At 63.2% G+C, this 23,224-nt stretch carries 21 protein-coding genes; 17 read left to right on the top strand and 4 right to left on the bottom strand.

Annotated features, from left to right (window positions below):
• Positions 1–103 precede the first annotated feature (103 nt).
• The 6 genes from tkt to fba all read left to right on the top strand — a co-directional run bounded on the left by tkt (position 104) and on the right by fba (position 6,378).
• Positions 104–2,101, top strand: coding sequence for a transketolase (tkt, locus tag KCX70_RS20185; protein ID WP_102846889.1), 1,998 nt, complete (start codon positions 104–106; stop codon positions 2,099–2,101).
• A gap of 110 nt (positions 2,102–2,211) precedes the next feature.
• Positions 2,212–3,264 (top strand): erythrose-4-phosphate dehydrogenase, encoded by a 1,053-nt coding sequence (gene epd, locus KCX70_RS20180; protein WP_212618614.1) that lies wholly within the window; start codon positions 2,212–2,214, stop codon positions 3,262–3,264.
• Between the two features lie 60 nt (positions 3,265–3,324).
• Positions 3,325–4,485: a phosphoglycerate kinase gene (locus KCX70_RS20175; protein ID WP_102846891.1), complete on the top strand. Its 1,161-nt coding sequence runs from the start codon at positions 3,325–3,327 to the stop codon at positions 4,483–4,485.
• A 110-nt stretch (positions 4,486–4,595) separates the two neighbouring features.
• Positions 4,596–4,790, top strand: a complete 195-nt coding sequence (locus KCX70_RS20170; RefSeq protein ID WP_021205988.1) for a hypothetical protein — start codon at positions 4,596–4,598, stop codon at positions 4,788–4,790.
• Positions 4,791–4,817: 27 nt separating this feature from the next.
• Positions 4,818–5,150: an MliC family protein gene (locus tag KCX70_RS20165; RefSeq protein WP_021205987.1), complete on the top strand. Its 333-nt coding sequence runs from the start codon at positions 4,818–4,820 to the stop codon at positions 5,148–5,150.
• 163 nt (positions 5,151–5,313) lie between these two features.
• The gene (fba, locus tag KCX70_RS20160; RefSeq protein ID WP_212618613.1) at positions 5,314–6,378 is read left to right on the top strand and encodes a class II fructose-bisphosphate aldolase; all 1,065 of its coding nucleotides are present in this window, start codon (positions 5,314–5,316) and stop codon (positions 6,376–6,378) included.
• 80 nt (positions 6,379–6,458) lie between these two features.
• Here the strand turns inward: fba and KCX70_RS20155 are convergent, their stop codons facing one another.
• On the bottom strand, positions 6,459–6,836 hold the full coding sequence (locus KCX70_RS20155; protein WP_212618612.1) for a response regulator: 378 nt from the start codon (positions 6,834–6,836) through the stop codon (positions 6,459–6,461).
• 218 nt (positions 6,837–7,054) lie between these two features.
• Between KCX70_RS20155 and KCX70_RS20150 the strand changes: the two genes are divergently transcribed.
• The 6 genes from KCX70_RS20150 to KCX70_RS20125 all read left to right on the top strand — a co-directional run bounded on the left by KCX70_RS20150 (position 7,055) and on the right by KCX70_RS20125 (position 12,546).
• On the top strand, positions 7,055–7,675 hold the full coding sequence (locus KCX70_RS20150) for a class I SAM-dependent methyltransferase (protein ID WP_102852432.1): 621 nt from the start codon (positions 7,055–7,057) through the stop codon (positions 7,673–7,675).
• A gap of 199 nt (positions 7,676–7,874) precedes the next feature.
• Complete coding sequence (locus tag KCX70_RS20145) at positions 7,875–8,153, top strand: DUF3509 domain-containing protein (protein ID WP_021205983.1); 279 nt, start codon at positions 7,875–7,877, stop codon at positions 8,151–8,153.
• A gap of 125 nt (positions 8,154–8,278) precedes the next feature.
• Positions 8,279–8,752 (top strand): hemerythrin domain-containing protein, encoded by a 474-nt coding sequence (locus KCX70_RS20140; RefSeq protein WP_102852431.1) that lies wholly within the window; start codon positions 8,279–8,281, stop codon positions 8,750–8,752.
• Between the two features lie 807 nt (positions 8,753–9,559).
• The gene (locus tag KCX70_RS20135) at positions 9,560–11,797 is read left to right on the top strand and encodes a putative bifunctional diguanylate cyclase/phosphodiesterase (protein WP_212618611.1); all 2,238 of its coding nucleotides are present in this window, start codon (positions 9,560–9,562) and stop codon (positions 11,795–11,797) included.
• A 130-nt stretch (positions 11,798–11,927) separates the two neighbouring features.
• Positions 11,928–12,296 carry a hypothetical protein gene (locus KCX70_RS20130; RefSeq protein WP_212618610.1) on the top strand — a complete coding sequence of 123 codons (369 nt, stop codon included), beginning with the start codon at positions 11,928–11,930 and terminating at the stop codon, positions 12,294–12,296.
• A gap of 61 nt (positions 12,297–12,357) precedes the next feature.
• Entirely contained in the window at positions 12,358–12,546 is a 189-nt protein-coding gene (locus KCX70_RS20125; RefSeq protein ID WP_212618609.1) for a hypothetical protein, read from the top strand.
• A gap of 37 nt (positions 12,547–12,583) precedes the next feature.
• Here KCX70_RS20125 and KCX70_RS20120 read toward each other — a convergent pair whose 3' ends face one another.
• Complete coding sequence (locus tag KCX70_RS20120; RefSeq protein ID WP_212618608.1) at positions 12,584–13,768, bottom strand: NAD(P)/FAD-dependent oxidoreductase; 1,185 nt, start codon at positions 13,766–13,768, stop codon at positions 12,584–12,586.
• Between the two features lie 92 nt (positions 13,769–13,860).
• The gene (gene yccS, locus KCX70_RS20115) at positions 13,861–16,047 is read right to left on the bottom strand and encodes a YccS family putative transporter (RefSeq protein WP_212618607.1); all 2,187 of its coding nucleotides are present in this window, start codon (positions 16,045–16,047) and stop codon (positions 13,861–13,863) included.
• Positions 16,048–16,236: 189 nt separating this feature from the next.
• Here yccS and KCX70_RS20110 point away from each other — a divergent pair, with 189 nt between their 5' ends.
• Complete coding sequence (locus KCX70_RS20110; RefSeq protein ID WP_102846899.1) at positions 16,237–17,715, top strand: PhoX family protein; 1,479 nt, start codon at positions 16,237–16,239, stop codon at positions 17,713–17,715.
• Positions 17,716–17,927: 212 nt separating this feature from the next.
• On the opposite strand, the gene dbpA is transcribed toward KCX70_RS20110, so the two are convergent.
• The gene (gene dbpA / locus KCX70_RS20105; RefSeq protein WP_212618606.1) at positions 17,928–19,307 is read right to left on the bottom strand and encodes an ATP-dependent RNA helicase DbpA; all 1,380 of its coding nucleotides are present in this window, start codon (positions 19,305–19,307) and stop codon (positions 17,928–17,930) included.
• 146 nt (positions 19,308–19,453) lie between these two features.
• Here dbpA and KCX70_RS20100 point away from each other — a divergent pair, with 146 nt between their 5' ends.
• The 4 genes from KCX70_RS20100 to KCX70_RS20085 all read left to right on the top strand — a co-directional run bounded on the left by KCX70_RS20100 (position 19,454) and on the right by KCX70_RS20085 (position 23,187).
• Complete coding sequence (locus tag KCX70_RS20100; RefSeq protein ID WP_021205974.1) at positions 19,454–19,972, top strand: ATP-dependent zinc protease; 519 nt, start codon at positions 19,454–19,456, stop codon at positions 19,970–19,972.
• A 563-nt stretch (positions 19,973–20,535) separates the two neighbouring features.
• On the top strand, positions 20,536–20,799 hold the full coding sequence (locus tag KCX70_RS20095) for a DUF4212 domain-containing protein (protein ID WP_102836722.1): 264 nt from the start codon (positions 20,536–20,538) through the stop codon (positions 20,797–20,799).
• Positions 20,800–20,804: 5 nt separating this feature from the next.
• Positions 20,805–22,574 carry a sodium:solute symporter family protein gene (locus KCX70_RS20090; protein ID WP_102852423.1) on the top strand — a complete coding sequence of 590 codons (1,770 nt, stop codon included), beginning with the start codon at positions 20,805–20,807 and terminating at the stop codon, positions 22,572–22,574.
• 91 nt (positions 22,575–22,665) lie between these two features.
• Complete coding sequence (locus KCX70_RS20085) at positions 22,666–23,187, top strand: hypothetical protein (RefSeq protein WP_212618605.1); 522 nt, start codon at positions 22,666–22,668, stop codon at positions 23,185–23,187.
• The last annotated feature ends 37 nt before the right edge of the window (positions 23,188–23,224 follow it).

Below are 23,224 nucleotides of genomic sequence, written 5' to 3'. Positions count from 1 at the left end.
ACCGCGGACGAGGCGTGCGAGCTGATTCAGTCATTGCCCCGCCACCCCGGGTAGGGGAAAATGGCCGCCTTTTTCTACGTACACCCCCGCAGGAGATTCAGCGATGCCCAGCCGTCGTGAGCGAGCCAATGCCATCCGCGCCCTCAGCATGGATGCTGTGCAGAAAGCCAACAGCGGCCACCCGGGTGCCCCCATGGGCATGGCGGACATCGCCGAGGTGCTCTGGCGTGACCACCTCAAGCACAGCCCGACCAACCCGCAGTGGGCCGACCGCGACCGCTTCGTGCTGTCCAACGGCCACGGCTCGATGCTGATCTATTCGCTGCTGCACCTGACCGGCTACGACCTGTCCATCGACGATCTGAAGAATTTCCGCCAGCTACACAGCAAGACTCCGGGGCATCCCGAGTTCGGCTACACCGCCGGCGTCGAGACCACCACCGGCCCGCTGGGCCAGGGGCTGGCCAATGCCGTTGGCTTCGCCCTGGCGGAGAAGGTCATGGCCGCGCAGTTCAACCGTCCCGGTCATGACATCGTCGATCACCACACCTATGTCTTCATGGGCGATGGCTGCCTGATGGAAGGCATCTCCCACGAGGTGTGCTCGCTGGCCGGCACCCTGGCGCTGAACAAGCTGATCGCGTTCTACGACGACAACGGTATCTCCATCGACGGCGAAGTCCATGGCTGGTTCACCGACGACACGCCGCGCCGTTTCGAGGCCTATGGCTGGCAGGTGATCCGCAACGTCGACGGTCATGACGCCGAAGAAATCCAGATGGCTATCGACACTGCGCGCAAGAGCGACCGGCCGACCCTGATCTGCTGCAAGACCATCATCGGTTTCGGCTCGCCGAACAAGCAGGGCAAGGAAGAGTGCCATGGCGCAGCTCTGGGGGATGCGGAGATCGCCCTGACTCGCGAGGCGCTGGGCTGGAAGCATGGCCCGTTCGAGATTCCGGCCGACATCTATGCCGAGTGGGATGCCAAGCAGAAGGGCGCCGACGCCGAAAACGAGTGGAACAAGCGCTTCGCTGCCTATGAAGCCGAATTCCCGGCCCTGGCGTCCGAGTTCAAGCGCCGCATGGCCGGCGAGCTGCCGGAAGATTTTGCCGAGAAGGCCAGCGAGTTCATCCGTGAAGTCGCCACCAAGGGCGAGACCATCGCCAGCCGCAAGGCCAGCCAGAACTGCCTGAATGCCTTCGGCCCGCTGCTGCCGGAGCTGCTGGGCGGCTCGGCGGACCTCGCCGGCTCCAACCTGACCCTGTGGAAAGGCTGCAAGCCGGTGGTGGCCGAGGATGCCTCGGGCAACTACATGTACTACGGCGTGCGCGAGTTCGGCATGGCCGCGATCATGAACGGCGTCGCCCTGCACGGCGGCCTGATCCCCTACGGCGCGACCTTCCTGATGTTCATGGAATACGCCCGTAACGCGGTGCGCATGTCCGCACTGATGAAGCAGCGGGTGCTCTACGTGTTCACCCACGACTCCATCGGTCTCGGCGAAGACGGCCCGACCCACCAGCCGATCGAACAGCTGACCAGCCTGCGCACCACGCCGAACCTGGACACCTGGCGTCCGGCCGACACGGTCGAATCCGCGGTGGCCTGGAAGCATGCCGTCGAGCGCAAGGATGGCCCGAGCGCGCTGATCTTCTCGCGCCAGAACCTGCCGTACCACATCCGCGACAACGAAACCGAATCGGCCATTTCCAAGGGTGGTTACATCCTGAAGAACTGCGTTGGCGAGCCGGAGCTGATCCTCATCGCCACCGGTTCGGAAGTCGGCCTGGCCGTGCAGGCCTACGACAAGCTGACCGAGCAGGGTCGCAACGTGCGCGTCGTGTCGATGCCGTGCACCAGTGTCTTCGATGCGCAGGACGCGGATTGGAAGCAGCACGTGCTGCCGGTCGAAGTCGGCGCGCGCATCGCCATTGAGGCGGCGCATGCGGACTACTGGTACAAGTACGTCGGGCTCGACGGCCGCATCATCGGCATGACCACCTACGGTGAATCGGCCCCGGCCGGCCAGCTGTTCGAGGCGTTCGGCTTTACGGTCGATAACGTGCTCGCGGTCGCCGAAGAGCTTCTCGAAGACTAAAAGACGCTGGAGGCTGAAAGGCTGGGGCTGGACGACAAGCACACCGAATTGCTTGTTCGTCCGGCCTCCAGCCTCCGGCCCTCGAGCGGCTTGTCAGCAGGTCAAGCCGAATGCCGGAAAACCCTTCCCGCCCTTACCGCATCGCTCTGAACGGCTACGGCCGCATCGGTCGTTGCGTGCTGCGCGCCTTCTATGAGCGCAATGCGGCCTTCGATTTCCAGATCGTCGCGCTCAACGACCTTGCCGACATGGCGAGCGTGGAATACCTCACCCGTTTCGACTCGACCCATGGCCGCTTTCCTGGCGAAGTGACCGTGGACGGTGATTGCCTGCACCTGAATGGCAATTGCGTGAAGGTGCTGCGCGAACCGACACCGGAAGCGGTGGACTGGCGCGGGCTCGATGTCGACCTGGTGCTGGAATGCTCCGGGGCCTACAACTCCCGCGGCGAAGCTCAGCGATTCATCGATGCGGGCGCGCCACGGGTGCTGTTTTCGCAGCCCATGAGCGGCGCCGCGGATGTCGACGCCACCGTGGTGATGGGCATCAACCAAGGGCAGCTGACCGGTGGTGAGCGGCTCGTCTCCAACGCCTCCTGCACCACCAATTGTGGCGTGCCGCTGCTCAAGCTGCTCAATGATGCGATCGGCCTCGACTACATTTCGATTACCACGATTCATTCTGCAATGAATGATCAGCCAGTGATCGACGCCTACCATCACGCCGACCTGCGCCGGACGCGGTCGGCGTTCCAGTCGGTGATTCCGGTCTCCACCGGCCTGGCGCGAGGGATCGAACGCCTGTTGCCGGAACTCTCGGGGCGGATTCAGGCCAAAGCGGTGCGGGTGCCGACGGTGAACGTATCCTGCCTGGACATCACCGTGCAGACGTCCCGCGATACCGATGCGTCGGAGATCAACCGGATCCTGCGTGAAGCCGCGCAGACCGGGCCGTTGAAAGGCCTGCTCGCGTATACCGAGCTGCCCCATGCCAGCTGTGATTTCAACCACGACCCGCACTCGGCGATCGTCGATGGCAGCCTGACGCGCGCCTCCGGGCCACGGCTGGTGAACCTGCTGGCGTGGTTCGACAACGAGTGGGGGTTCGCCAATCGCATGCTTGACGTGGCCGATCATTATTTGCGCGTTGCTCATCGCCCGTAGCCAGCTGCGACATCAGCAACGCTCGACAACATCGCCGTTCTTGAACTTAAGGAAGATCACATGACCGTTTTGAAGATGACCGACCTCGACCTCCAGGGTAAGCGCGTGCTGATCCGCGAGGACCTCAATGTGCCGGTTAAGGATGGCGCGGTGAAAAGCGATGCGCGCATCCTGGCGTCCTTGCCGACCATCAAGCTGGCGCTGGAAAAGGGCGCGGCGGTGCTGGTCTGCTCGCACCTGGGCCGTCCGGAAGAGGGCGTCTACAGCGAGGAAGACAGTCTCAAGCCGGTCGCTGACTACCTGAGCAAGGCGTTGAATCGTGAGGTGCCGCTGGTCAAGGACTACCTGAACGGCGTCCAGGTGCAGGCGGGTGAGTTGGTGCTGCTGGAAAACGTGCGCTTCAACAAAGGCGAAAAGAAGAACACCGACGAACTGGCGCAGCAGTATGCGGCGCTGTGCGACGTCTTCGTCATGGACGCCTTCGGCACGGCGCACCGCGCCCAGGGCTCGACCCACGGTGTTGCCAAGTTCGCCAAGGTCGCCTGTGCCGGCCCGCTGCTGGCCGCCGAACTCGATGCCCTGGGCAAGGCGCTGAAAAGCCCGGCCAAGCCGATGGCCGCCATCGTGGCCGGCTCCAAGGTCTCGACCAAGCTGGACGTGCTCAATAGCCTGAGCCAGGTCTGTGACCAGTTGATCGTGGGTGGCGGCATCGCCAATACCTTTCTCGCGGCGGCCGGCTTCCCGGTAGGCAAATCGCTGTATGAGGCCGATCTGGTCGACACCGCCAAGTCCATTGCGGCCAAGGTCAGCGTGCCGCTGCCGGTCGATGTGGTGGTGGCGAAGGCCTTCGCCGAAGATGCCGAAGCCACCGTCAAGGCCGTGGCCGATGTCGCCGAAGACGACATGATCCTGGATATCGGCCCGCAGACCGCGGCCAACTTCGCCGAGCTGCTGAAGTCGTCCAAGACCATTCTGTGGAACGGACCGGTCGGTGTGTTCGAGTTCGATCAGTTCGGCAACGGCACCAAGGTGCTGGCCCAGGCGATTGCCGAGAGCCCGGCGTTCTCGATTGCCGGTGGCGGCGATACCCTGGCGGCGATCGACAAGTACGGCGTCGGCGAGCAGATCTCCTACATCTCCACCGGTGGTGGCGCCTTCCTCGAGTTCGTCGAGGGCAAGGTACTGCCGGCGGTCGAAGTGCTCGAACAGCGCGCCGGCTGATCGCCGCGCGTGGTCCCGGCGCAACAGGCGCAACAGGCGCAACGGTAAAAGGCAACCCTGTGGGCGTGCTGCTGTCTCTGTTCTGTCCAGACGAGGAATGGAGACTCATCATGCGCTACACCGCAATTGCTGTTTGCTGCTTGGGCCTGGCCGGGTGCGCCGGGAACGGTCCGGATTCGGCCTGTGAGGTATTTGATCCGCCGCCGCTGGAGAGCCCGACCGCGCAGAACGACCAGCGTGTACAGATGCAGAGCACCGGTGATCCCACAGCCGGTACCGCCGCGGACGTTCAGGATTGCCCCTGAGCCAACCCGCATGAGCAAGGAGAAGCGATGAAAGGCCTGTTCATCCCGATCGCCGCACTGCTGCTGGGCGGTTGCGGCCACTGGCAATCCGGTCCCGATGCCCCGTTCATCCGCTGGAACTGCAAGAGCCCACAGGACATCGCCTGGCGCTACGCCGACGAAGGCCATCAGGCCATCGACCTGAAAATCGGCGACAGCGAACAGGTTCATACCCTGCGCAAGGAACCGGTCACGCGCGGCGCTTTCTATAGCGATGGCGTAGTGGCCTTTCACGACAAGGGGAACGAAGCGCTGGTCTACCGGGTCGCCGACGACAAGCTGCTGGCCCATGGCTGCAGCGCTTCGCTGATCAATCTCTGAATGAGGCGGATCGGCCCACCGTAAACCTGTGTTTTTGTCCGAGCTGATGGCTTTTGGCTCGTCCGCCACTACAATGCCGCGCCATAGCGTGGTGCTTGAACACCGCCAGCCCCTGGGGCAGGCTCTACACGATTAATCGACCCTAACCGGGAGAAAGGAAACCATGGCACTCATCAGCATGCGCCAGATGCTCGACCACGCCGCCGAATTCGGCTACGGCGTGCCGGCCTTCAACGTGAACAACCTCGAGCAGATGCGAGCCATCATGGAAGCGGCCGACAAGACCGACTCCCCGGTGATCGTCCAGGCTTCGGCCGGCGCTCGCAAATACGCCGGCGCGCCGTTCCTGCGCCACCTGATCCTCGCAGCGGTGGAAGAATTTCCGCACATCCCGGTGGTCATGCACCAGGATCACGGCACCAGCCCGGACATTTGCCAGCGCTCGATCCAGCTGGGCTTCAGCTCGGTGATGATGGATGGCTCGCTGAAGGAAGACGGCAAGACCCCGTCCGATTACGAATACAACGTCCGCGTGACCCAGCAGACCGTCGCCTTCGCCCACGCCTGTGGTGTGTCGGTGGAAGGGGAGCTGGGTTGCCTGGGCTCGCTGGAAACCGGCATGGCCGGTGAGGAAGACGGCGTCGGCGCCGAAGGCACCCTGGATCACAGCCAGCTGCTGACCGATCCGGAAGAGGCTGCGGACTTCGTCGCCAAGACCAAGGTCGACGCCCTGGCCATCGCCATCGGCACCAGCCACGGCGCCTACAAGTTCACCAAGCCGCCGACCGGTGACACCCTGTCGATCCAGCGCATCAAGGAAATCCACCAGCGCATCCCGGATACCCATCTGGTGATGCACGGCTCCTCCTCGGTGCCGCAGGAGTGGCTGAAAATCATCAACGAGTACGGCGGCGACATCAAGGAAACCTACGGTGTGCCGGTCGAGGAGATCGTCGAAGGCATCAAGTACGGCGTGCGCAAGGTCAACATCGACACCGATCTGCGGCTGGCCTCCACTGGCGCGATCCGCGAGTTCATGGCGAAGAACCCCAGCGAGTTCGACCCGCGCAAGTATCTGGCCAAGACCGTGAGCGCCATGCGCGACATCTGCATTGCGCGTTACGAGGCCTTCGGCACCGCCGGCAATGCCTCGAAGATCAGGCCGATCTCCCTGGAAGGCATGTTCCAGCGCTATGCCAGCGGTGAGCTGGATCCCAAGATCCGCTGATTCACCGCCTCAACGACGACGAGCCCGCCCTGTGCGGGCTCGTTGCGTTATGGCGCCGCTCCGGCAGGGTGCGGCGGATATCAGGCGAGCAGTCGTTGGATCTGGCTCCGTAGCGTATCCAGCGAGAAGGGTTTGGCGATGATCGGCGCCGAGCGTGCGATAGGGCTACCCGATTCGTGAATTTCGATCGGATAACCGCTGATGAAGATGACCTTCAGCTCCGGCCGCAGCTTCAGCGCCGGCTCGGCGATCATCACCCCGGAAATTCCGCCGGGCAGCCTGTAGTCGGTCACCAGCAGATCCAGCTGCGGCTTGGTTGCCAGTATCTCGAACGCTTCGGTGGCATCCGAAGCTTCCAGGACCTCGTAGCCTTCGTCCGCCAGATAATCGGATAGCAGGCAAAGAATGTGGGGTTCGTCCTCGACGAGCAGGACAACTTTGCTGGACGGGTTGCTCATTGGAGCGTTTCTCGAGGTTTTCGCGGGGCACATTGCTTCAGACCGGTCACTAATCCAGCTCGGGGCGAGCATGTTGGAGCCTTGCGGCATTCTGCAAGTTCAGGACGAATCGTCATTCGTAGCGCTTTTGCTCGCTCAGATGCCCATGCTCGGTGCGCGTTGGCAATCGGCTCCGTCATCGCTAGGCTCGGCTCATGTCCCTTACTGGAGTCGCCATCATGCCTGATGAGCAAGCCGCTGCCATAACCGAAAAGACCCTGGACGACTATCGAGCCAATGCCGAGGCGTTTCGTGAGGGCACTCGCGACCACGATGTCAGCCAGAATATCGACGCGCTGCTGCGACACATTCAAGGCGAGCCGCCGTTTCGAATCCTCGATCTGGGCTGTGGACCCGGCCGGGACCTCAAGGCATTCACCGCGCGGGGACATATCGCTGTGGGCCTGGACGGTGCCGAGCCCTTCGTCCACATGGCGCGCCGCGAATCCGGTTGCGAAGTGCTGCATCAGGATTTCTTGCGTCTTGACCTTCCGGCCGAGACCTTCGATGGCGTTTTCGCCAATGCCGTGCTGTTCCATCTGCCCAGCCGGGAGATCAACGGGGTGCTGTCGAAGCTGCACGCAACGCTTCGCAGTGGCGGCGTGTTGTTCAGCTCCAATCCACGTGGCAGCAATCAGGAGGGCTGGAGCGGGCCGCGCTACGGTACCTGGTACGACTGGCCGACCTGGCGCGAGCTGCTGCTGTCGGCGGGCTTCATCGAACTCGAGCACTATTACCGGCCCGCAGGCCTGCCGCGCGAGCAGCAACCCTGGCTCGCGAGCGTCTGGCGCAAGGCCTAGCGCGGTTCATAGCCTTCTGTAATCGGCTATCTGACACAGCAGAATGCATGCCGTATCCCCGCGGGTCATGCGTTTTGCATGCGTGCAAAACGCTATTATGTGACGCAAGTCACTGAAATTACTTGGTTTGTTGATCTGCCGCGGTTGGCACGAACGCTGCTCTGGCTATGGGGCTGGACCATAACTGGAGTACACAATAATGATTGCCGCTGAAAAAGTTCTCTCTGCCGCGTTCCCCGAGTTCGAAGTGCTCACCTGCCCGCGTCCGGATGGTGGGTTGCTACTGACGCTGCGTAACGATGATCGCGACATCATCAAGCGTGCCCTTTCCAAGGGGCAGACCCAGACCAATATTCAGCTGGAATGGGTCATCAGCTCGATACGCCGCGACCTGGCGTTGGAGGCTGGCATGTCGCCTGCCATCGCTCGCTTGCAGAGCCAGAGCCGCACCGGCCTGCCGACCTACGAATACGCCTGAACATGTGGCCGAACCGCGCTCCTGCGGTTCGGCCGCTTGTATACCGCTGCGCTCGAGCGCAGGCGATCCGACCGGCCATCAGAGCTGGCGTGCTTCGCAAACCTGATAAGCGATGAGGAAACCCTATGAACGCCATCGACCTGCTGATCGACGACCACGAAAAAGTGAAGGACATCCTGACGCGTATGACCGAGAGCACCGAACGTGCCGTCAAGACCCGTGCCGAGCTGCTGCAGAAACTCGAAATGGAAGTTTCCATCCATACCCAGCTGGAAGAACAGATTCTCTACCCTGCCTTCAAGGAAGCCGGCGGCAAGGAAGAGCTGAAGATGTTCCACGAGGCCAAGGAGGAGCACCGCGCCGTGGATTCGCTGGTGTTGCCTGATCTCAAATCGACCGATCCTGCGAGTGTCCAGTTTTCCGGGCGCGCGAAAGTCTGCAAGGAGCTGCTCGAACACCACATCGAGGAAGAGGAGTCGGAAATGTTTCCCAAGGCGCGTGAACTGTTCGACCAGGCACGACTGGAGGAAATGGGCCAGCAGATGGCCGAGCTGAAGGAGCGTCTGAAGAAGGAATTCCTGGCCAGCCAGGCCGCCTGAGACGGACCAAGCGGGCGGATTGCTCGTGTGGGACGGGCTCCTACAGGGGTTGTGCTCATCGAGGCGCGGCTGATGGGTTCTAGGTAGCTTCTGCTGTTCATGTAGGAGCGGCCTCTGGTCGCGACCCGGGGCTCCGCGTGGCTGCGGATCGCAAGCAGAGCTTGCTCCTACAGGGGTTTGTGCTCATCGAGGCGCGGCTGATGGGTTCCAGGTGGCTTCTGCGGTTCATGTAGGAGCGACTTCTGGTCGCGACCGATGCCACCGCGCGGCTGCGGATCGCAAGCAGAGCTTGCTCCTACAGGGGTTTGTGCTCATCGAAGCGCGGCTTAATGGGTTCTAGGTAGCTTCTGCAGTTCATGTAGGAGCGGCCTCTGGTCGCGACCCGGGGCTCCGCGCGGGTGCGGATCGCAAGCAGAGCTTGCTCCTACAGGGCTTGTGCTCATCGAAGCGCGGCTTAATGGGTTCTAGGTGGCTTCTGCGGTTCATGTAGGAGCGGCCTCTGGTCGCGACCCGGGGCTCCGCGTTGCTGCGGATCGCAAGCAGAGCTTGCTCCTACAGAGGTTTGTGCTCATCGAGGCGCGGCTTAATACGTTCTACCACGGCTTGCCTTCGTCGCTGCTCGGTTGTCATGAGGTGCGGCTCCTTCTACGCCCGCCTGGCTCGTCGGCTTCGCTGACCTGCATCAATGTTCGCCCCGCAAAGCACTGCGAACCTGATGGCCTTACGGCATCAAGGTTGATGTCGCTTGCCTGATTTTCCTGCCGACGAGGAAACGGCAAATACGGGCATAGTCGGACAGGGGCGGGAATGGAAGACGAGTTGAAGGTGCTGTTGCAGCGGGTCGGGTTGGGCATCGGGGAGATTCGCACCCGTAAACGTTTCCTGCAGTGGCGGTCCGCCGACGCGCAGCGTCTGAATCACGCGGCAGCCGACGTCGACGCTGCGCATCGCTGTTTCATCGATCGGCTTTACGAGCACCTGGGTCACTTCGGCCCGCCGACTGCCATTCTCGACGACCCGGCCGGCGTCGTTCGTCTCAAGCACAGTCAGCTCGACTATTACCGGCGCCTGTGGAACGGTCCATACGACCGCGATTACGTGAAGGACCGCCTGCTGGTCGGCCTCGTGCACCAGCGAGTGGGCGTTGGCTTGGAGTGGTACCTGGGCGCCTATCGGTTGTACCTCTCCGAAATGCTCGGGCTGCTGTTGGGTGACAGTGAGCGCTGCGCCACATATGACAGCCTGCTGAAGATCGTCTTCTTCGATATGACCCTGGCGATCGATACCTACAGCGCGGCCCAGCGGCAAGCGCTGGAGGATAGCGAGGCCCGCCTGGCGCGTGCGCTGCGTGGTTCCGAGGACGGTATCTGGGAATGGGACATCGAACACGATCGTCTGCATCTCTCCGAGCGCTGGACCGCCATGCTGGGGATGCAGGCCGAGCCGAGCTTCTGCAGCCGTGACTGGTTCGAGCGGGTGCATCCGGACGATTTGCCGGGGCTGCGCGAGGCGATCAGTGCGCACCTCAAGGGCGGCAGCCCGTCGTTGGCGCATGAATACCGGATCCGGACCCGCCTCGGCGAGTACCTCTGGGTGCTGGTGCGCGGGGTGGTCGAGCGCTGCGAGCAGGGCGCCCTGCGCATGGCGGGCTCGCAGACGGATATCAGTGCGCGCAAGGCCGCAGAGGCCCGCCTGCGCCATGCTGCCCGGCACGATTCGCTGACCGGCCTTGTCAACCGCTTGCATCTCGACGAGTTGCTCCATGAAACCCAGCGGCGTAACCATGGCCGCGCCTCGGCGCTGCTGTTCATCGATCTTGATCGCTTCAAGTTGATCAACGACAGCCTCGGTCACAGCGTTGGCGATCTGGTGCTGGTCGAGGTTGCACGACGGTTGGCGCGCTGCCTGCGGCCTGGTGATCATCTGGCGCGCTTCGGTGGCGACGAGTTCGTCGCGCTGCTCGGTGATCTGGCCTGCGAAGCCGACGCCGAACGGGTGGCGCAGCGGATGCTGGACGCCTTGCGTCAGCCGCTGCAGCTCGGCGAGCGCACTCTGACGGTCAGTGCCAGCATTGGTATCGCGCCGCTGCACCGTGACGGGCAGCCGCTGGATGCGCTGCAGGCGGCGGATCTGGCGTTGTACCGCGCCAAGGCTGCCGGCAAGAACCAGTTCGCGCTGTTCTGCGAAAGCCTGCACACCACCGCGGCACGCCAGCTGGAACTGGAAAGCGCGTTGGCGCAGGCGCTGACGCGTGATGAATTCGTCCTGCACTTTCAACCGATCTGCCGGATCGACCGAGGGCGGCCCTACATGGCGGGCGTCGAGGCGTTGCTGCGCTGGCATCAGCATGACGCGCTGGTGGCACCGAACGAGTTCATCCCGGTGCTGGAGGAGTCCGGCGAGATCGTCCGTGTCGGTGAGTGGGTACTGCGCGAGGCATGCCGGCAGGTGCGAGCCTGGCAGCAGGCCGGGCAGTCGCGGCTTTACTGCACGGTGAACCTGTCGATTCGCCAGCTGCAGGAGCCTGGCTTTACCGCACTGCTGGAGCTGGTGCTGGGTGAAACCGGACTGCCTCCCGCCAGCCTGGTCCTGGAGATAACCGAGACGCTGCTGATGCACGACAGCGAGCTGGTGCTGCGCAGCCTGCACGAGATCGCAGCGCTCGGTGTGCGGCTGGCGCTGGATGATTTCGGTACCGGCTATTGCTCGCTCGGCTATTTGAAGCGCTTCCCGCTGGATATTCTCAAGGTGGACCGCAGCTTCATCGCCGCCGCACCGGAAGACCCCGACTCGGTGGCCATCAGCCGGGCAATCATCGGCCTTGGCCACAGCCTCGGCCTGGCGGTGGTCGCCGAAGGCGTCGAGCGTCCCGAACAGCTGCAATTCCTTATCCAGCAACACTGCGAAAATGCCCAGGGATTCTGGTTCAGCGCCCCGCGGCCTGCCGCCGAGTTGCAGGACCTATTCAGCGGTGAGCAGCGTTTCGAGGGGCTCTGGCGGCTGCTCCCGCATTCCAGCCCCGAGCGCACGGCGCTGGCTCACTGAATCGAGCCGTCCGGCGCCCGGCCAGGGCGGGCCAGGCACTCTTGGCGACAGCCGGGGTCCACTTCTCTGACTATTGATCATTCAAGCGGTCACCGGCGGTCCGCCGGTTCTTTTCTGAAGGAGGTGACCCATGCGACTCGTATATCTTTCCGCCCCCATCCTGGGCCTGTTGCTGGCGGGCTGCGGCCCCGACGAGCCAGACCGTGAGCAGGCGCCGCCGCCAGCCACCGAGCAACCGGCGACGCCACCAGCCACTACGCCACCAGCCACTACGCCACCAGCCGACACCGGTACGGGGACTGGCACCGGCACTGGCGCTGGCACCACGGGCACCGGTACCGGTGCGGGCGTCGAGACGGGCACGGGTACCGGCATGGGCACCGGCGCCACGGGTGACATGAACACGGCACCGGCCGACAACGGCAGCGGTCTGGGCACCGAGTCCGGCGCTGGCACCGCGCCCAATACCACCGGCAACGCGTCTGGCGCGTCGCAGTAGGCACTGTCTCATCGGGGAGCCGCGTCCATGCGTCGGGCTCCCCCTCCATCAGGAGACCCGCATGAAATCCAGATGCATCGTAGCCCTGGTCGCCGTGCCGTTTTCGCTGCTGCTCGGTGCCTGCTCGCCGGATGACGAGCGCTCGGCCATGGACAACAACAGCCGGAATCAGCAGGAATATCAAAACACCGCGACCGACCCGGCCGGGCCGCGCGAAGTCTCGCCCCCCTCGAATATGGCCAACGAGTGACACCGCGCCCGTCCGGGCCGGTCACCGCCACGCGGCGTCAGACGTACTGGGCTGCCGCGTAGCCCGACGCCCAGGCCCACTGGAAATTGAAGCCACCCAGGTGTCCGGTGACGTCGAGCACTTCACCGATGAAATAAAGGCCGGCGGCCTTCTGCGATTCCATGGTCTTGGACGACACCTCACGCGTGTCGACGCCGCCCAGCGTCACTTCCGCGGTGCGGTAACCTTCGGTGCCGGCGGGTACCAGCTGCCAGCTGCCGAGCCGCTGTGCCACCTCGTTCAGCTCCGCCTGACTGTATTGCTTCAACGGCCTGGAGACGAACCAGTGCTCGGCGAGCAGTCCCGCCATCTTGCGGGTGAACAGTTCCCCGAGAAGCGTCTTGAGTTCGGTGTTGGGCCGTTCGAGCCGTTGCTCGTCCAGCCACTGGGGTAGATCGAGGTGCGGCAGCAGGTTGATTTCAACCGTATCGCCGGGCTGCCAGTAAGAGGAGACCTGGAGAATCGCCGGGCCCGACAGGCCACGGTGGGTGAACAGAATGTTTTCGCGAAAGCTCTGGCCGTTGCAGCTCACCAGGCAGTCTTCGACCGATGTGCCGGACAGTGCCTCGCACATCCCCTTGAGCTGCGGCTCGGTAATGGTGAACGGTACCAGGCCGGCGCGCGTCGGCAGAACCTGATGCCCGAACTGACGCGCAACCTGATAGCCGAAGCCGCTGGCACCGAGGGTCGGGATCGACAAGCCCCCCGTGGCGATCACCAGCGACTGGCAGCTGATCTCGCCGAGACTGCTTTGCAGTCGATAACCACCGTCGGTCTTTTCGATGCTCTGCACGGCGGTGTCCAGGCGCATGTCGACGCCGGCCTGCCGGCATTCGTCGAGCAGCATGCCGAGGATGTCGCTGGATTTATGGTCACAGAACAACTGGCCCAGCTTCTTCTCGTGATAGGGCACGCCATGGCGAACGACCATCTCGATGAAGTCCCACTGGGTGTAACGGGCCAGCGCCGATTTGCAGAAGTGCGGGTTGCCGGAGACGAAGTTCGCCGGCTCGGTGTACAGGTTGGTGAAATTGCAGCGCCCGCCACCGGACATGAGGATCTTCTTGCCGGCTTTGTTGGTGTGGTCGAGCAACAGCACGCGACGGCCGCGTGTCGCTGCCGTGAACGCGCACATCAGCCCGGCGGCGCCGGCACCGATTATCACCACATCCGTTTGCAACACCACGCACCTCGGTCAGCTCTGGAAAAGGCGGCATGGTACTCCGCCGGCTCAGCGGCTGCAGCGCTGTTCGCAGCCATTGGGCGGCGCGCGGATTAGTTCGGCGGGGCGGGCAACTGGCGGATCAGGTGGCTGGCCATGCTGCGCAGCGGGGCCAGTTGACGGCAGATCAGCGCCAGCTGGGTCTGCACCAGGCGGTGAGCGTCGTCCATGTCTTCGGATGTCTGTTCCAATTGCTGGGCCAAGGCCTGTTCGTCTTCACTGTAGACGGCCACTGGCTGGCCGCGCTGCAGGGCCATCGCCAGTTCGTCGAGGCTGCTGGCCAATCGTTGTGCGGCATGCTCCAGCAGTTCATCGCGAGCATCGTCCGGCAGGCCCTCGCGGTGCGCGCCCAGGCCCGAGAGGTAGTTGAGCAAGGTGTGCGAGAGGATCAGGAAGCGAAAGCCGGTTTCGGCGTCCTTTCGAAAGTGACCGGGTTCGAGCAGCATGTTGGACAAGGTGGTCGACAGCGCGGCGTCGGCGTTATGCGCGTTGCGCCGGGCCAGGCGGTAGGCGAGGTCGTCACGCTTGCCGCTTTCGTACTGGGCCATGATCTGGCGCAGATAGTCCGCGCTGCGGCTGAGGGTGTTGGCGACCATCAGGTTGAGGCGGCGGCCCTGCCAGTCCGGCAATACCAGGAAGACCGCGGCAGCGGCAATCAGGCTGCCGAGCAGGGTGTCGATCAGCCGCGGCCAGATCAGCCCGTAACCGTCGCCGACCTGATTGAAACAGAACAGCACCAGCAGCGTGATCGCCGCGGTGGCCAGCGTGTAGCGGTTGCTACGGGTGGCGAAGAACACCACGCCGGCGACCACCGCGAACAGCGCCTGAATCTGCTGGCTGGGAAACAGGTCGAACAGCGCCCAGCCGGCCACCAGGCCAAGCACGGTGCCGGTCACCCGCTGCACCAGCTTGATGCGTGTGGCGCCATAGTTCGGCTGGCAAACGAACACCGTGGTCAGCAGCACCCAGTAACCCTGTTCCGGATGGATCGCGTGTAGCACCGCGTAACCGCATACCAACGCCAGGCTCATGCGCAATGCGTGGCGGAACAGCAAGGAGGTCGGCGTCAGTTGCAGGCGGATGCGTGCGAGCGCGTCGCGGATCGACTGCGGGTCGCGGTCCAGCAAGCTGCTGTCCTGCTCGCCGGCCAGCGCATCCGGGTTGCTCGCGCTGGCGAGCTGGCGCTGCATGGTCGCCAGGTTGTTCGACAGCGCGCGTAGCGAGCGCAACAGTCCGCGCCAGGCAGGATTGCTCTGCAGACGCAGGTGCGCCAGCGACGACTCCAGGTCGGCCAGTGCCTGGGCGTTGTCGTCGTGGTAGCGAAACGGCTGGCGCAGCTGGATGGCACTGGCCAGCTCGGCGCAGGCGGTGCCCTGCAAACGCAGCAGCCGGGCGCAGCGAAACAGCACATCGCTGTGGAAGAACGCCTCGGCCAGTGCCTGGTAGGGGTAGTGCGAGGAGCTGACGCGCTCGTGCAGATCCTGAGCGAGGAAGTAGAGCTTGAGGTAGTGGCTGATCTTGGCGCCTGGCCGGCCATTGCCGAGGCGATGCAGCAAGGTTTCCTTGGTGGCGTTCAGGGCGCTGACCACGCGTCCGTTCTGCTGCGCCAGTTGCAGCCGACGGTCCTCCACATCGAGCTGGCGCACCGGCTCGAACAACGAGGCCTTGAGCTTGAAGTATCTCCCCAGCTCACGGTACAGCCTGGCCAGGCTCTGCTGCACCGGCTGGTGCGCGAACAGTGCATTCCAGAGCACTGACAGCAAGCCGTAGCAGGCCGCCCCGGCAAGTAGCAGCAGCGGGTCGCGCCAGGGTTGCACGGCGTCGGCGGCACGCTGGTCGGCGGCGATCATGCTGTAAATGGAGAGGATCAGCGTGGCCTGGGCGATCGCGGCGTAGCGCTCGCCCAGCGCGCCGAGCATGACCAGTGCAAACGCCGCCGCGGCCATGCCGGCAACGAACAGCAGGGGGTAGGGAAACAGCAGTTGCACCGAAGCGGCGGCCACGCTGAAGCACAGCAGCGTGACCAGCAAAGCCGTGAGCCGGCCGAGCCAGCTGTCGTCGGTTTCCGCCAGAGCACTGGCGATCACGCCGAGGAACAACGGGATGGCCATCCTCGGCTCCCCGAGGTACCAGCTCAAGCCCATGCTGCCAGCCAGCGCGATCAGCACGCGCAGGCTGTAGCCGAATTTCTCCAGGGCCCAGAGGCGGCGCAGGGAATGGCTGAGCGAGGGTGAACGCATAGTAGGCTCGGACCTGGTGATTGAGGAGATTGGACGTGCGAGGCGGGCTGGCGTCACCGATCGCTTTTGCAAAGCTTATACCGACCTTCCGTCGCGTATTAGCGGAACGCCATCTCGTGGTCATCGTTCTGCCGTATTTGGCTGGCTTCATTCATGCGCCCCTCCCATTCCGATAACAGAGGACAACGCATGAACCGTGAACACGACGCCAGCCGCCGCAACCTGCTCAAAGGCGGTGCCATCGCCGCGGTGGTCGCCACCACTCCCTTTCTCGGCACGTTGCAAGCGTTCGCGGCACGCAATGCCCAAGGACGTGGCGCCGGCCTGGTGCGCAGCAGCTACGGCCCGCTGCGTCCAACCAAGGATCTGAGCACCGGACTGGAACTGCTGCAGCTGCCTGACGGCTTCCAGTACAAGAGCTTTTCCTGGACTGGTGACCTGATGGAAAACGGCCAGCCGGTGCCCACCTCTCACGATGGCATGGGCGTTATCGATGTGCGTCGCGGTCCGAATGGCCCTGAAATCGTGCTGGTGCGCAACCACGAAGTCGGTACCGGCAGCCTGATCGAGGCTGGTGGCATCTATGACGACGTCACCCTGGCCAACGGTCAGCGGCCAGCCGGTGGCACCACCAACCTGTACGTCTCCCGCGGTATCGACCAGCCGGTGCGCACCGTGCCGAGCCTGGGTGGTACGCGCACCAACTGCGCCGGCGGCGTGACGCCGTGGGGTACCTGGCTGTCCTGTGAGGAGACCACCGCCGACTACCGCGACGTCGGCGGCCGTGCCCACGGTTACGTCTTCGAAGTGACCGCCGACCCGGCGCTCACCACCGGCCAGCCAATCGTGCAGATGGGTCGCTTCGCCCATGAAGCGGTTGCCGTGGACCCGCGCAACAGCTACGTCTACCTGACCGAAGATGCGCGTAACCGCGCCGGCTACTACCGTTACATCCCCACCGACGCCAGCCAGCAGCCGGGCTCGCTTGCCGTGGGCGGGATTCTCCAGGCGGCACGGGTGCGCAACCGTGCGCTGGTCGACCTGCACGCGCCGAACCAGGGCGACAGCTATCAGCTGGAATGGGTTGAAGTGCCGAATCCGGATCTCGATCCGCAGCCCGAAGGCAGTGGTCCCTTTGCCCAGGCGCGTCAGGCCGGGGGCCTGAGCATGAGCCGTGGCGAGGGCATCTGGTACAGCGAAGGCAAACTGTTCATCGTCGACACCAGCGCCGGCACAGACGCCCAGGGGCGTGCGGGCTACGGTCGCGGCGCGGTCTGGATGCATGACCTGGCGACCGATCGGCTGACCTGCATCTTCGCCTCCACCGATGCCGAGATCGCCAACAACCCGGACAACATCACCGTCAGCCCGCGCGGTGGCCTGTTGCTCTGCGAGGACGGTGGCGGCGTGCAGGATACGTACGGCTTCGGTGAGCGCCTGCTGGGTCTGACGACTGCCGGCGAGGCCTATATCTTCGCGAAGAACAACGTGGTGTTCGATGATGTCCAGGCCGCGGCGGCCGGCAAGCGCGTGTCCGGCGGCGATTACCGCAACCGCGAGTTCTGCGGCGCCTGTTTCGACCCGAGCGGGCACTTCCTCTTCGTCAACATCCAGACCCCGGGCATTACCTTCGCCATCTGGGGTCCGTGGGCCCGCGGGTCGTTGTAAGAGAAGCGGCTGGAGGCTGGAGGCTGGACGCGCCCGGCGCCCGGCCGCAGTCCTTGGCGATTAGGATGATCGATGGGTTGCACCCATCCTACGGCAGGTTGGTTTTCGTGGGATGGGTGAAACCCATCGAATCCGCCGCAAAGGCCTCCAACCTGGTGACGGCGTCGCTATAGAACCCGCGCATGCGCGGGTTTTCGGCGTCGGCTTCCAGCTTATAGCTGTCTCACCTTCAACGACCGCCCCTTGATCTTTCCGGCGTTCAGGCGATTGAGCGCCTGTTTGGCGACACCGCGCTCGACCGCGACGAAGGCTTGGAAGTCGAAGATCGCGATCTTGCCGACCTGGCTGCCCGGAATCCCCGCATCGCCGGTCAGCGCCCCGAGAATGTCGCCGGGGCGCAACTTGTCCTTGCGTCCGGCGCCGATGCAGAGGGTGACCATCGGCGGTTGCAGTGCCCCGCCGGGCTGCGCTTTCAGCTCGCTCAGCGGCTGCCAGTTGAGTGGCGCCTTCTGGCGCTCCTCGATGGCCCGGGCACGATGGGCTTCGGCGGGAGCGACCAGGCTGATGGCGATGCCTTTCTTACCAGCGCGTCCGGTACGTCCGACGCGGTGAATATGTATCTCCGAATCACGCGCCAGCTCGACGTTGATCACCATGTCCAGCGCATCGATATCCAGGCCGCGCGCGGCGACATCGGTGGCAACCAGGACGGACAGGCTGCGATTGGCGAACATCGCCAGGACTTGGTCGCGGTCGCGCTGTTCCAGGTCGCCATTGAGTGCCATGGCGGAGATGCCTTGGGCGCTCAGCCGATCGACCAATTCCTGGCATTGCTGTTTGGTGAAGCAGAAGGCGACACAGGTTTCGGGGCGGAAGCTGGCGAGGATGCGAACCACGGCTTCCATGCGATCCTCCGAATCGATCTCGTAGAAGCGCTGTTCGATCTGCGTGTCGTCATGCAGCGCCTCGGCCATGACCTGTTGTGGGTCGCGCATGAAGGTCGCTGAAAGCTGCTTGATGCCGGCAGGGTAGGTCGCCGAGAACAATAGCGTCTGGCGCTTGCTCGGGGTCTGGCCGATGATTTCGGCGATGGCGTCGTAAAAGCCCATGTCGAGCATTCGGTCGGCTTCATCGAGCACCAGCGTGTTGAGGCCATCGAGTTTCAGCGAGCCCTTTTTCAAGTGCTCCTGGATGCGTCCGGGCGTGCCGACGATGACATGCGCGCCGTGCTCCAGCGAGCCGATTTGCGGGCCGATGGAGACGCCGCCGCAAAGGGTGAGAATCTTGATGTTGTCGGCCGAACGCGCCAGCCGGCGCAGCTCCTTGGCGACCTGATCGGCCAGCTCGCGGGTCGGGCAGAGCACCAGCGCCTGACAGCCGAAATAGCGCGGATTGAGCCGTTCGAGCAGGGCGATGCCGAAGGCTGCGGTCTTGCCGCTACCGGTCTTGGCCTGTGCGATGAGGTCCTTGCCCTTGAGCATCACGGGCAGGCTCTGGGCCTGGATCGGCGTCATCTCGGTGTAGCCGAGCGCGTCGAGGTTGGCCAGCGTCGCGGCGCTGAGGGGCAGGGTGGCGAAGGCTGAACTGGGCACGGTAATCATCTGCAAGGGGGAAATGGCGCGCAGTCTAACAGGCTGACGGGGTCGTCGCGTGGCGCCTCGCCGGCCGGCAAGTCGGCGGAACGGATGCGCGCGCGGGAGGGTCCCAACGACAACAATGGAGACTCCCGGAGGTTGTTTTGTCCCGTTTGCTGTTGCTGTTGAGTGCGTTATCTCTTCCTGCCATCGCCGCGGAGCCCACGCTCTTCGGCCGCTATGAACAGATCAAGATCGAAGACATCGGTAAGGTCCTCAAGGCCAAGATGGACACCGGCGCGATGACCGCCTCGCTGTCGGCCCGTGACATCGAACGCTTCGAGCGTGATGGCGAGGACTGGGTGCGTTTCCGCCTGGCGGTCGAAGGGGCTGGCGATACCGTCTTCGAGCGGCCGTTGGCGCGGGTCGCCGAAATCAAGACCCGCGCGGAGGAAGGCGATCCGGACGACGATACGGATATCGAGCGTGGCCCGGGCGTGGCCGAGCGGCCTGTGGTGGAAATGCAGCTATGCATCGGCGATCAGTTGCATCAGACCGAGGTCAACCTCACCGACCGCAGCCATTTCCGTTATCCGCTGCTGATCGGGGCGACGGCCATCCGTGACCTCGAGGCCGCCATCGACCCGGCGCAGAAATACACGGCGGGTCGTCCAGCCTGCTGAGGCGTGAGCAGACCCAGGGCAGCAAATCAGCGGCAGGGGCGTGTTGCGCTTCTCTGCCGCTGATTCGTGCTCGCATGTTATGGCGAGCCATCCGGGCGGCGGTGGGCGATGTATTGCTGCGTCTGGCTCTTGTTTTATTTAACCGATGAATACGGCGAGTGCGGCTGGCGTTATATGACAGTCATATGTCCGCGCGGGCGACGCTTAACCTAATGTCAGATCTGCCTATTTGGCATGTAGGTAATTGGCTATAGGCCGTTCAATACAATCATCGATATTGGTTAATTATCGGTCGATGCGTTTTCTTTCAGTGCGTAAGTGTCTTATTGACTTCTAGGTCAAACAATAGGCCCCAGAGTGACACTTGGGTCTGCCTGGGCGGCTGCGGCACGGTTCGTTGCCGACGGCCTGCCCGAGGCGACTGTGGGCGCCGTCCTTATATGCGGTCTGCTACTCACTCGCAGCCGTCAGACTAAAGTCGGGGCTATTCATCGATAGGCCATCCTTGTAAATTCAGGATGTGGTTCCCTTTACCCGTAAATAAAAATAAGACGGAGAACGTCATGGCCGACAGCGACAAAACAAATGCTGCTGCGTACTGGAAGGCGAATGTTCGCCTCATAACTTGGAGCCTGGTGGTATGGGCTCTTGTCTCTTATGGCTTCGCCATCCTGCTGCGCCCTCTACTCGCCGGCATCCCGGTCGGGGGAACTGACCTGGGGTTCTGGTTCGCTCAACAGGGTTCCATCATCACGTTCATTTTGATCATCTTCCACTACGCGTGGCGGCTGAACAAACTGGACAAGGAATTCGGGGTTGAGGAGTAACCACAATGAGCCAATATTGGATCAACATGATGTTCGTGGGCGCCTCGTTCCTGCTCTATATAGGGATCGCGGTCTGGGCTCGCGCCGGGTCAACCAAAGAGTTCTATGTCGCCGGCGGTGGTGTTCACCCCGTAACCAACGGCATGGCAACGGCGGCGGACTGGATGTCTGCAGCGTCCTTCATTTCCATGGCCGGTCTGATCGCCTCCGGCGGTTATGCCACGTCCGTCTACCTGATGGGCTGGACGGGTGGTTACGTACTGCTGGCGATGCTGCTGGCGCCCTACCTGCGCAAGTTCGGCAAGTTCACCGTACCGGACTTCATTGGTGACCGCTTCTACAGCCGTGGCGCTCGCCTGGTCGCTGTCGTCTGCCTCATCCTCATCTCGGTTACCTATGTAATCGGTCAGATGGCCGGTGCTGGCGTGGCGTTCTCCCGCTTCCTGGAAGTGAGCAACTCCGCCGGTATCTGGATTGCTGCAGCCATCGTGTTCGCCTATGCGGTATTCGGCGGCATGAAGGGCATCACCTACACCCAGGTGGCGCAGTACGTGGTGCTGATCATCGCCTACACCATCCCGGCCGTGTTCATTGCCATGCAGCTGACGGGCAACCCGATCCCGATGTTCGGCATGTTCAGCACCCATACCGAATCCGGTATGCCGCTGCTCGACAAACTGAACCAGGTGGTCACTGACCTCGGCTTCGCCGCCTACACCGCGGACGTCGACAACAAGCTGAACATGTTCCTGTTCACCCTGTCGCTGATGATCGGTACCGCTGGTCTGCCGCACGTAATCATCCGCTTCTTCACCGTACCGAAAGTGGCTGACGCCCGTTGGTCCGCTGGCTGGACGCTGGTCTTCATCGCCCTGCTGTACCTCACCGCGCCGGCTGTCGCTTCCATGGCACGCCTGAACCTGGTTCAGACCATCTATCCGGAAGGCCCGAAGGCCGAAGCGATCCGCTATGAAGATCGTCCGCAGTGGATCCAGACCTGGGAACAGACTGGCCTGATCAAGTGGGAAGACAAGAACGCCGACGGTCGTGTGCAGATGTACAACGACACCAACGCCGCCTTCACTCCGACCGCTACCGAGCGTGGCTGGAACGGCAACGAGCTGACCGTGAACAATGACATCATCGTTCTGGCCAACCCGGAAATCGCCAACCTGCCAGGTTGGGTCATCGGTCTGATCGCCGCGGGTGCCATCGCTGCTGCGCTGTCCACTGCTGCGGGTCTGCTGCTGGCGATCTCCTCTGCCATCAGCCATGACCTGATCAAGACGTTGATCAATCCGAAGATCAGTGAGAAGAACGAGATGCTGGCCGCCCGTCTATCCATGACCGCAGCGATTCTGCTGGCGACATGGCTGGGCCTGAATCCTCCGGGCTTCGCGGCTCAGGTTGTGGCCCTGGCGTTCGGTCTCGCGGCAGCGAGCCTGTTCCCGGCGCTGATGATGGGTATCTTCTCCAAGCGTGTGAACAGCAAGGGTGCTGTAGCGGGGATGCTGGTGGGTGTGATTTCCACCGCCGTATACATCTTCCTGTACCTGGGCTGGTTCTTCATCCCCGGCACTGCGAGCATTCCGAACACGCCTGATCAGTGGTGGATGGGCATCTCTCCGCAGGCCTTCGGTGCCGTAGGTGCGATTCTGAACTTCGCCGTCGCCTATGCCGTTTCGATGGCAACCGAGGCGCCGCCGCAAGCCATTCAGGACCTGGTCGAAAGCGTTCGTACACCCAAGGGTGCTGGCGCTGCGCTTGATCACTAACTGATAATGCGCCAACGGTCAGACCTGGTCTGACGCTGAAGTAGAGTCGGGCTTCCATATGGAAGCCCGATTTTTTTAAGGAAGCTGAAATATGATCTGGCATCTCATCGCTGCAATAGTAGCCGCTGTAGCGGGTGCGGGGATCGCGCTGCTGCTGCGCTCTCTGACTCGGAAGCGGTTGCCGAAGTGGATCATTCCCGTCTTCGCGGGCCTGGGTATGCTCAGCTACACCATCCACTACGAATACACCTGGTTCGAAGCCAAGCAGGCGCGCCTGCCGGAAGGGACCGTGGTGGTTGCGAGTGAGAAGGGGGAGATGTTGTGGCGCCCCTGGACCATGATGTATCCCATGCCGTTGAGCTACACGGTTCTCGATCGAGCAAACGCGCAAATCCAGGACACGGATCAGGGGCGGGTCGCTCGCTTCGTTCTGTATCGCTTCGATAAACAGCACCTGATGTCCACGGTGGTCAGCCAGCGTTATCAACTGATCTGCACGGAAAAGGCCATGTTCAAGCTGAACGATGCGGGTCAGGCCAAGGTGGAAACCCTGACCGAGCTGGAGGCCGATTCGCCGTTGTACCAGCGTATCTGTGGCGCCGATCCGCGCTGAGCTTGGCGGATCGATCTGGTTTCGATACACCGCTGCG

This window comes from Stutzerimonas stutzeri (assembly GCF_018138085.1).
In the GTDB taxonomy this organism is placed as follows: domain Bacteria; phylum Pseudomonadota; class Gammaproteobacteria; order Pseudomonadales; family Pseudomonadaceae; genus Stutzerimonas; species Stutzerimonas stutzeri_AI.
The sequence above is the reverse complement of the archived record's forward strand: the minus strand, read 5'-3'. Positions and strand labels throughout refer to the sequence as shown.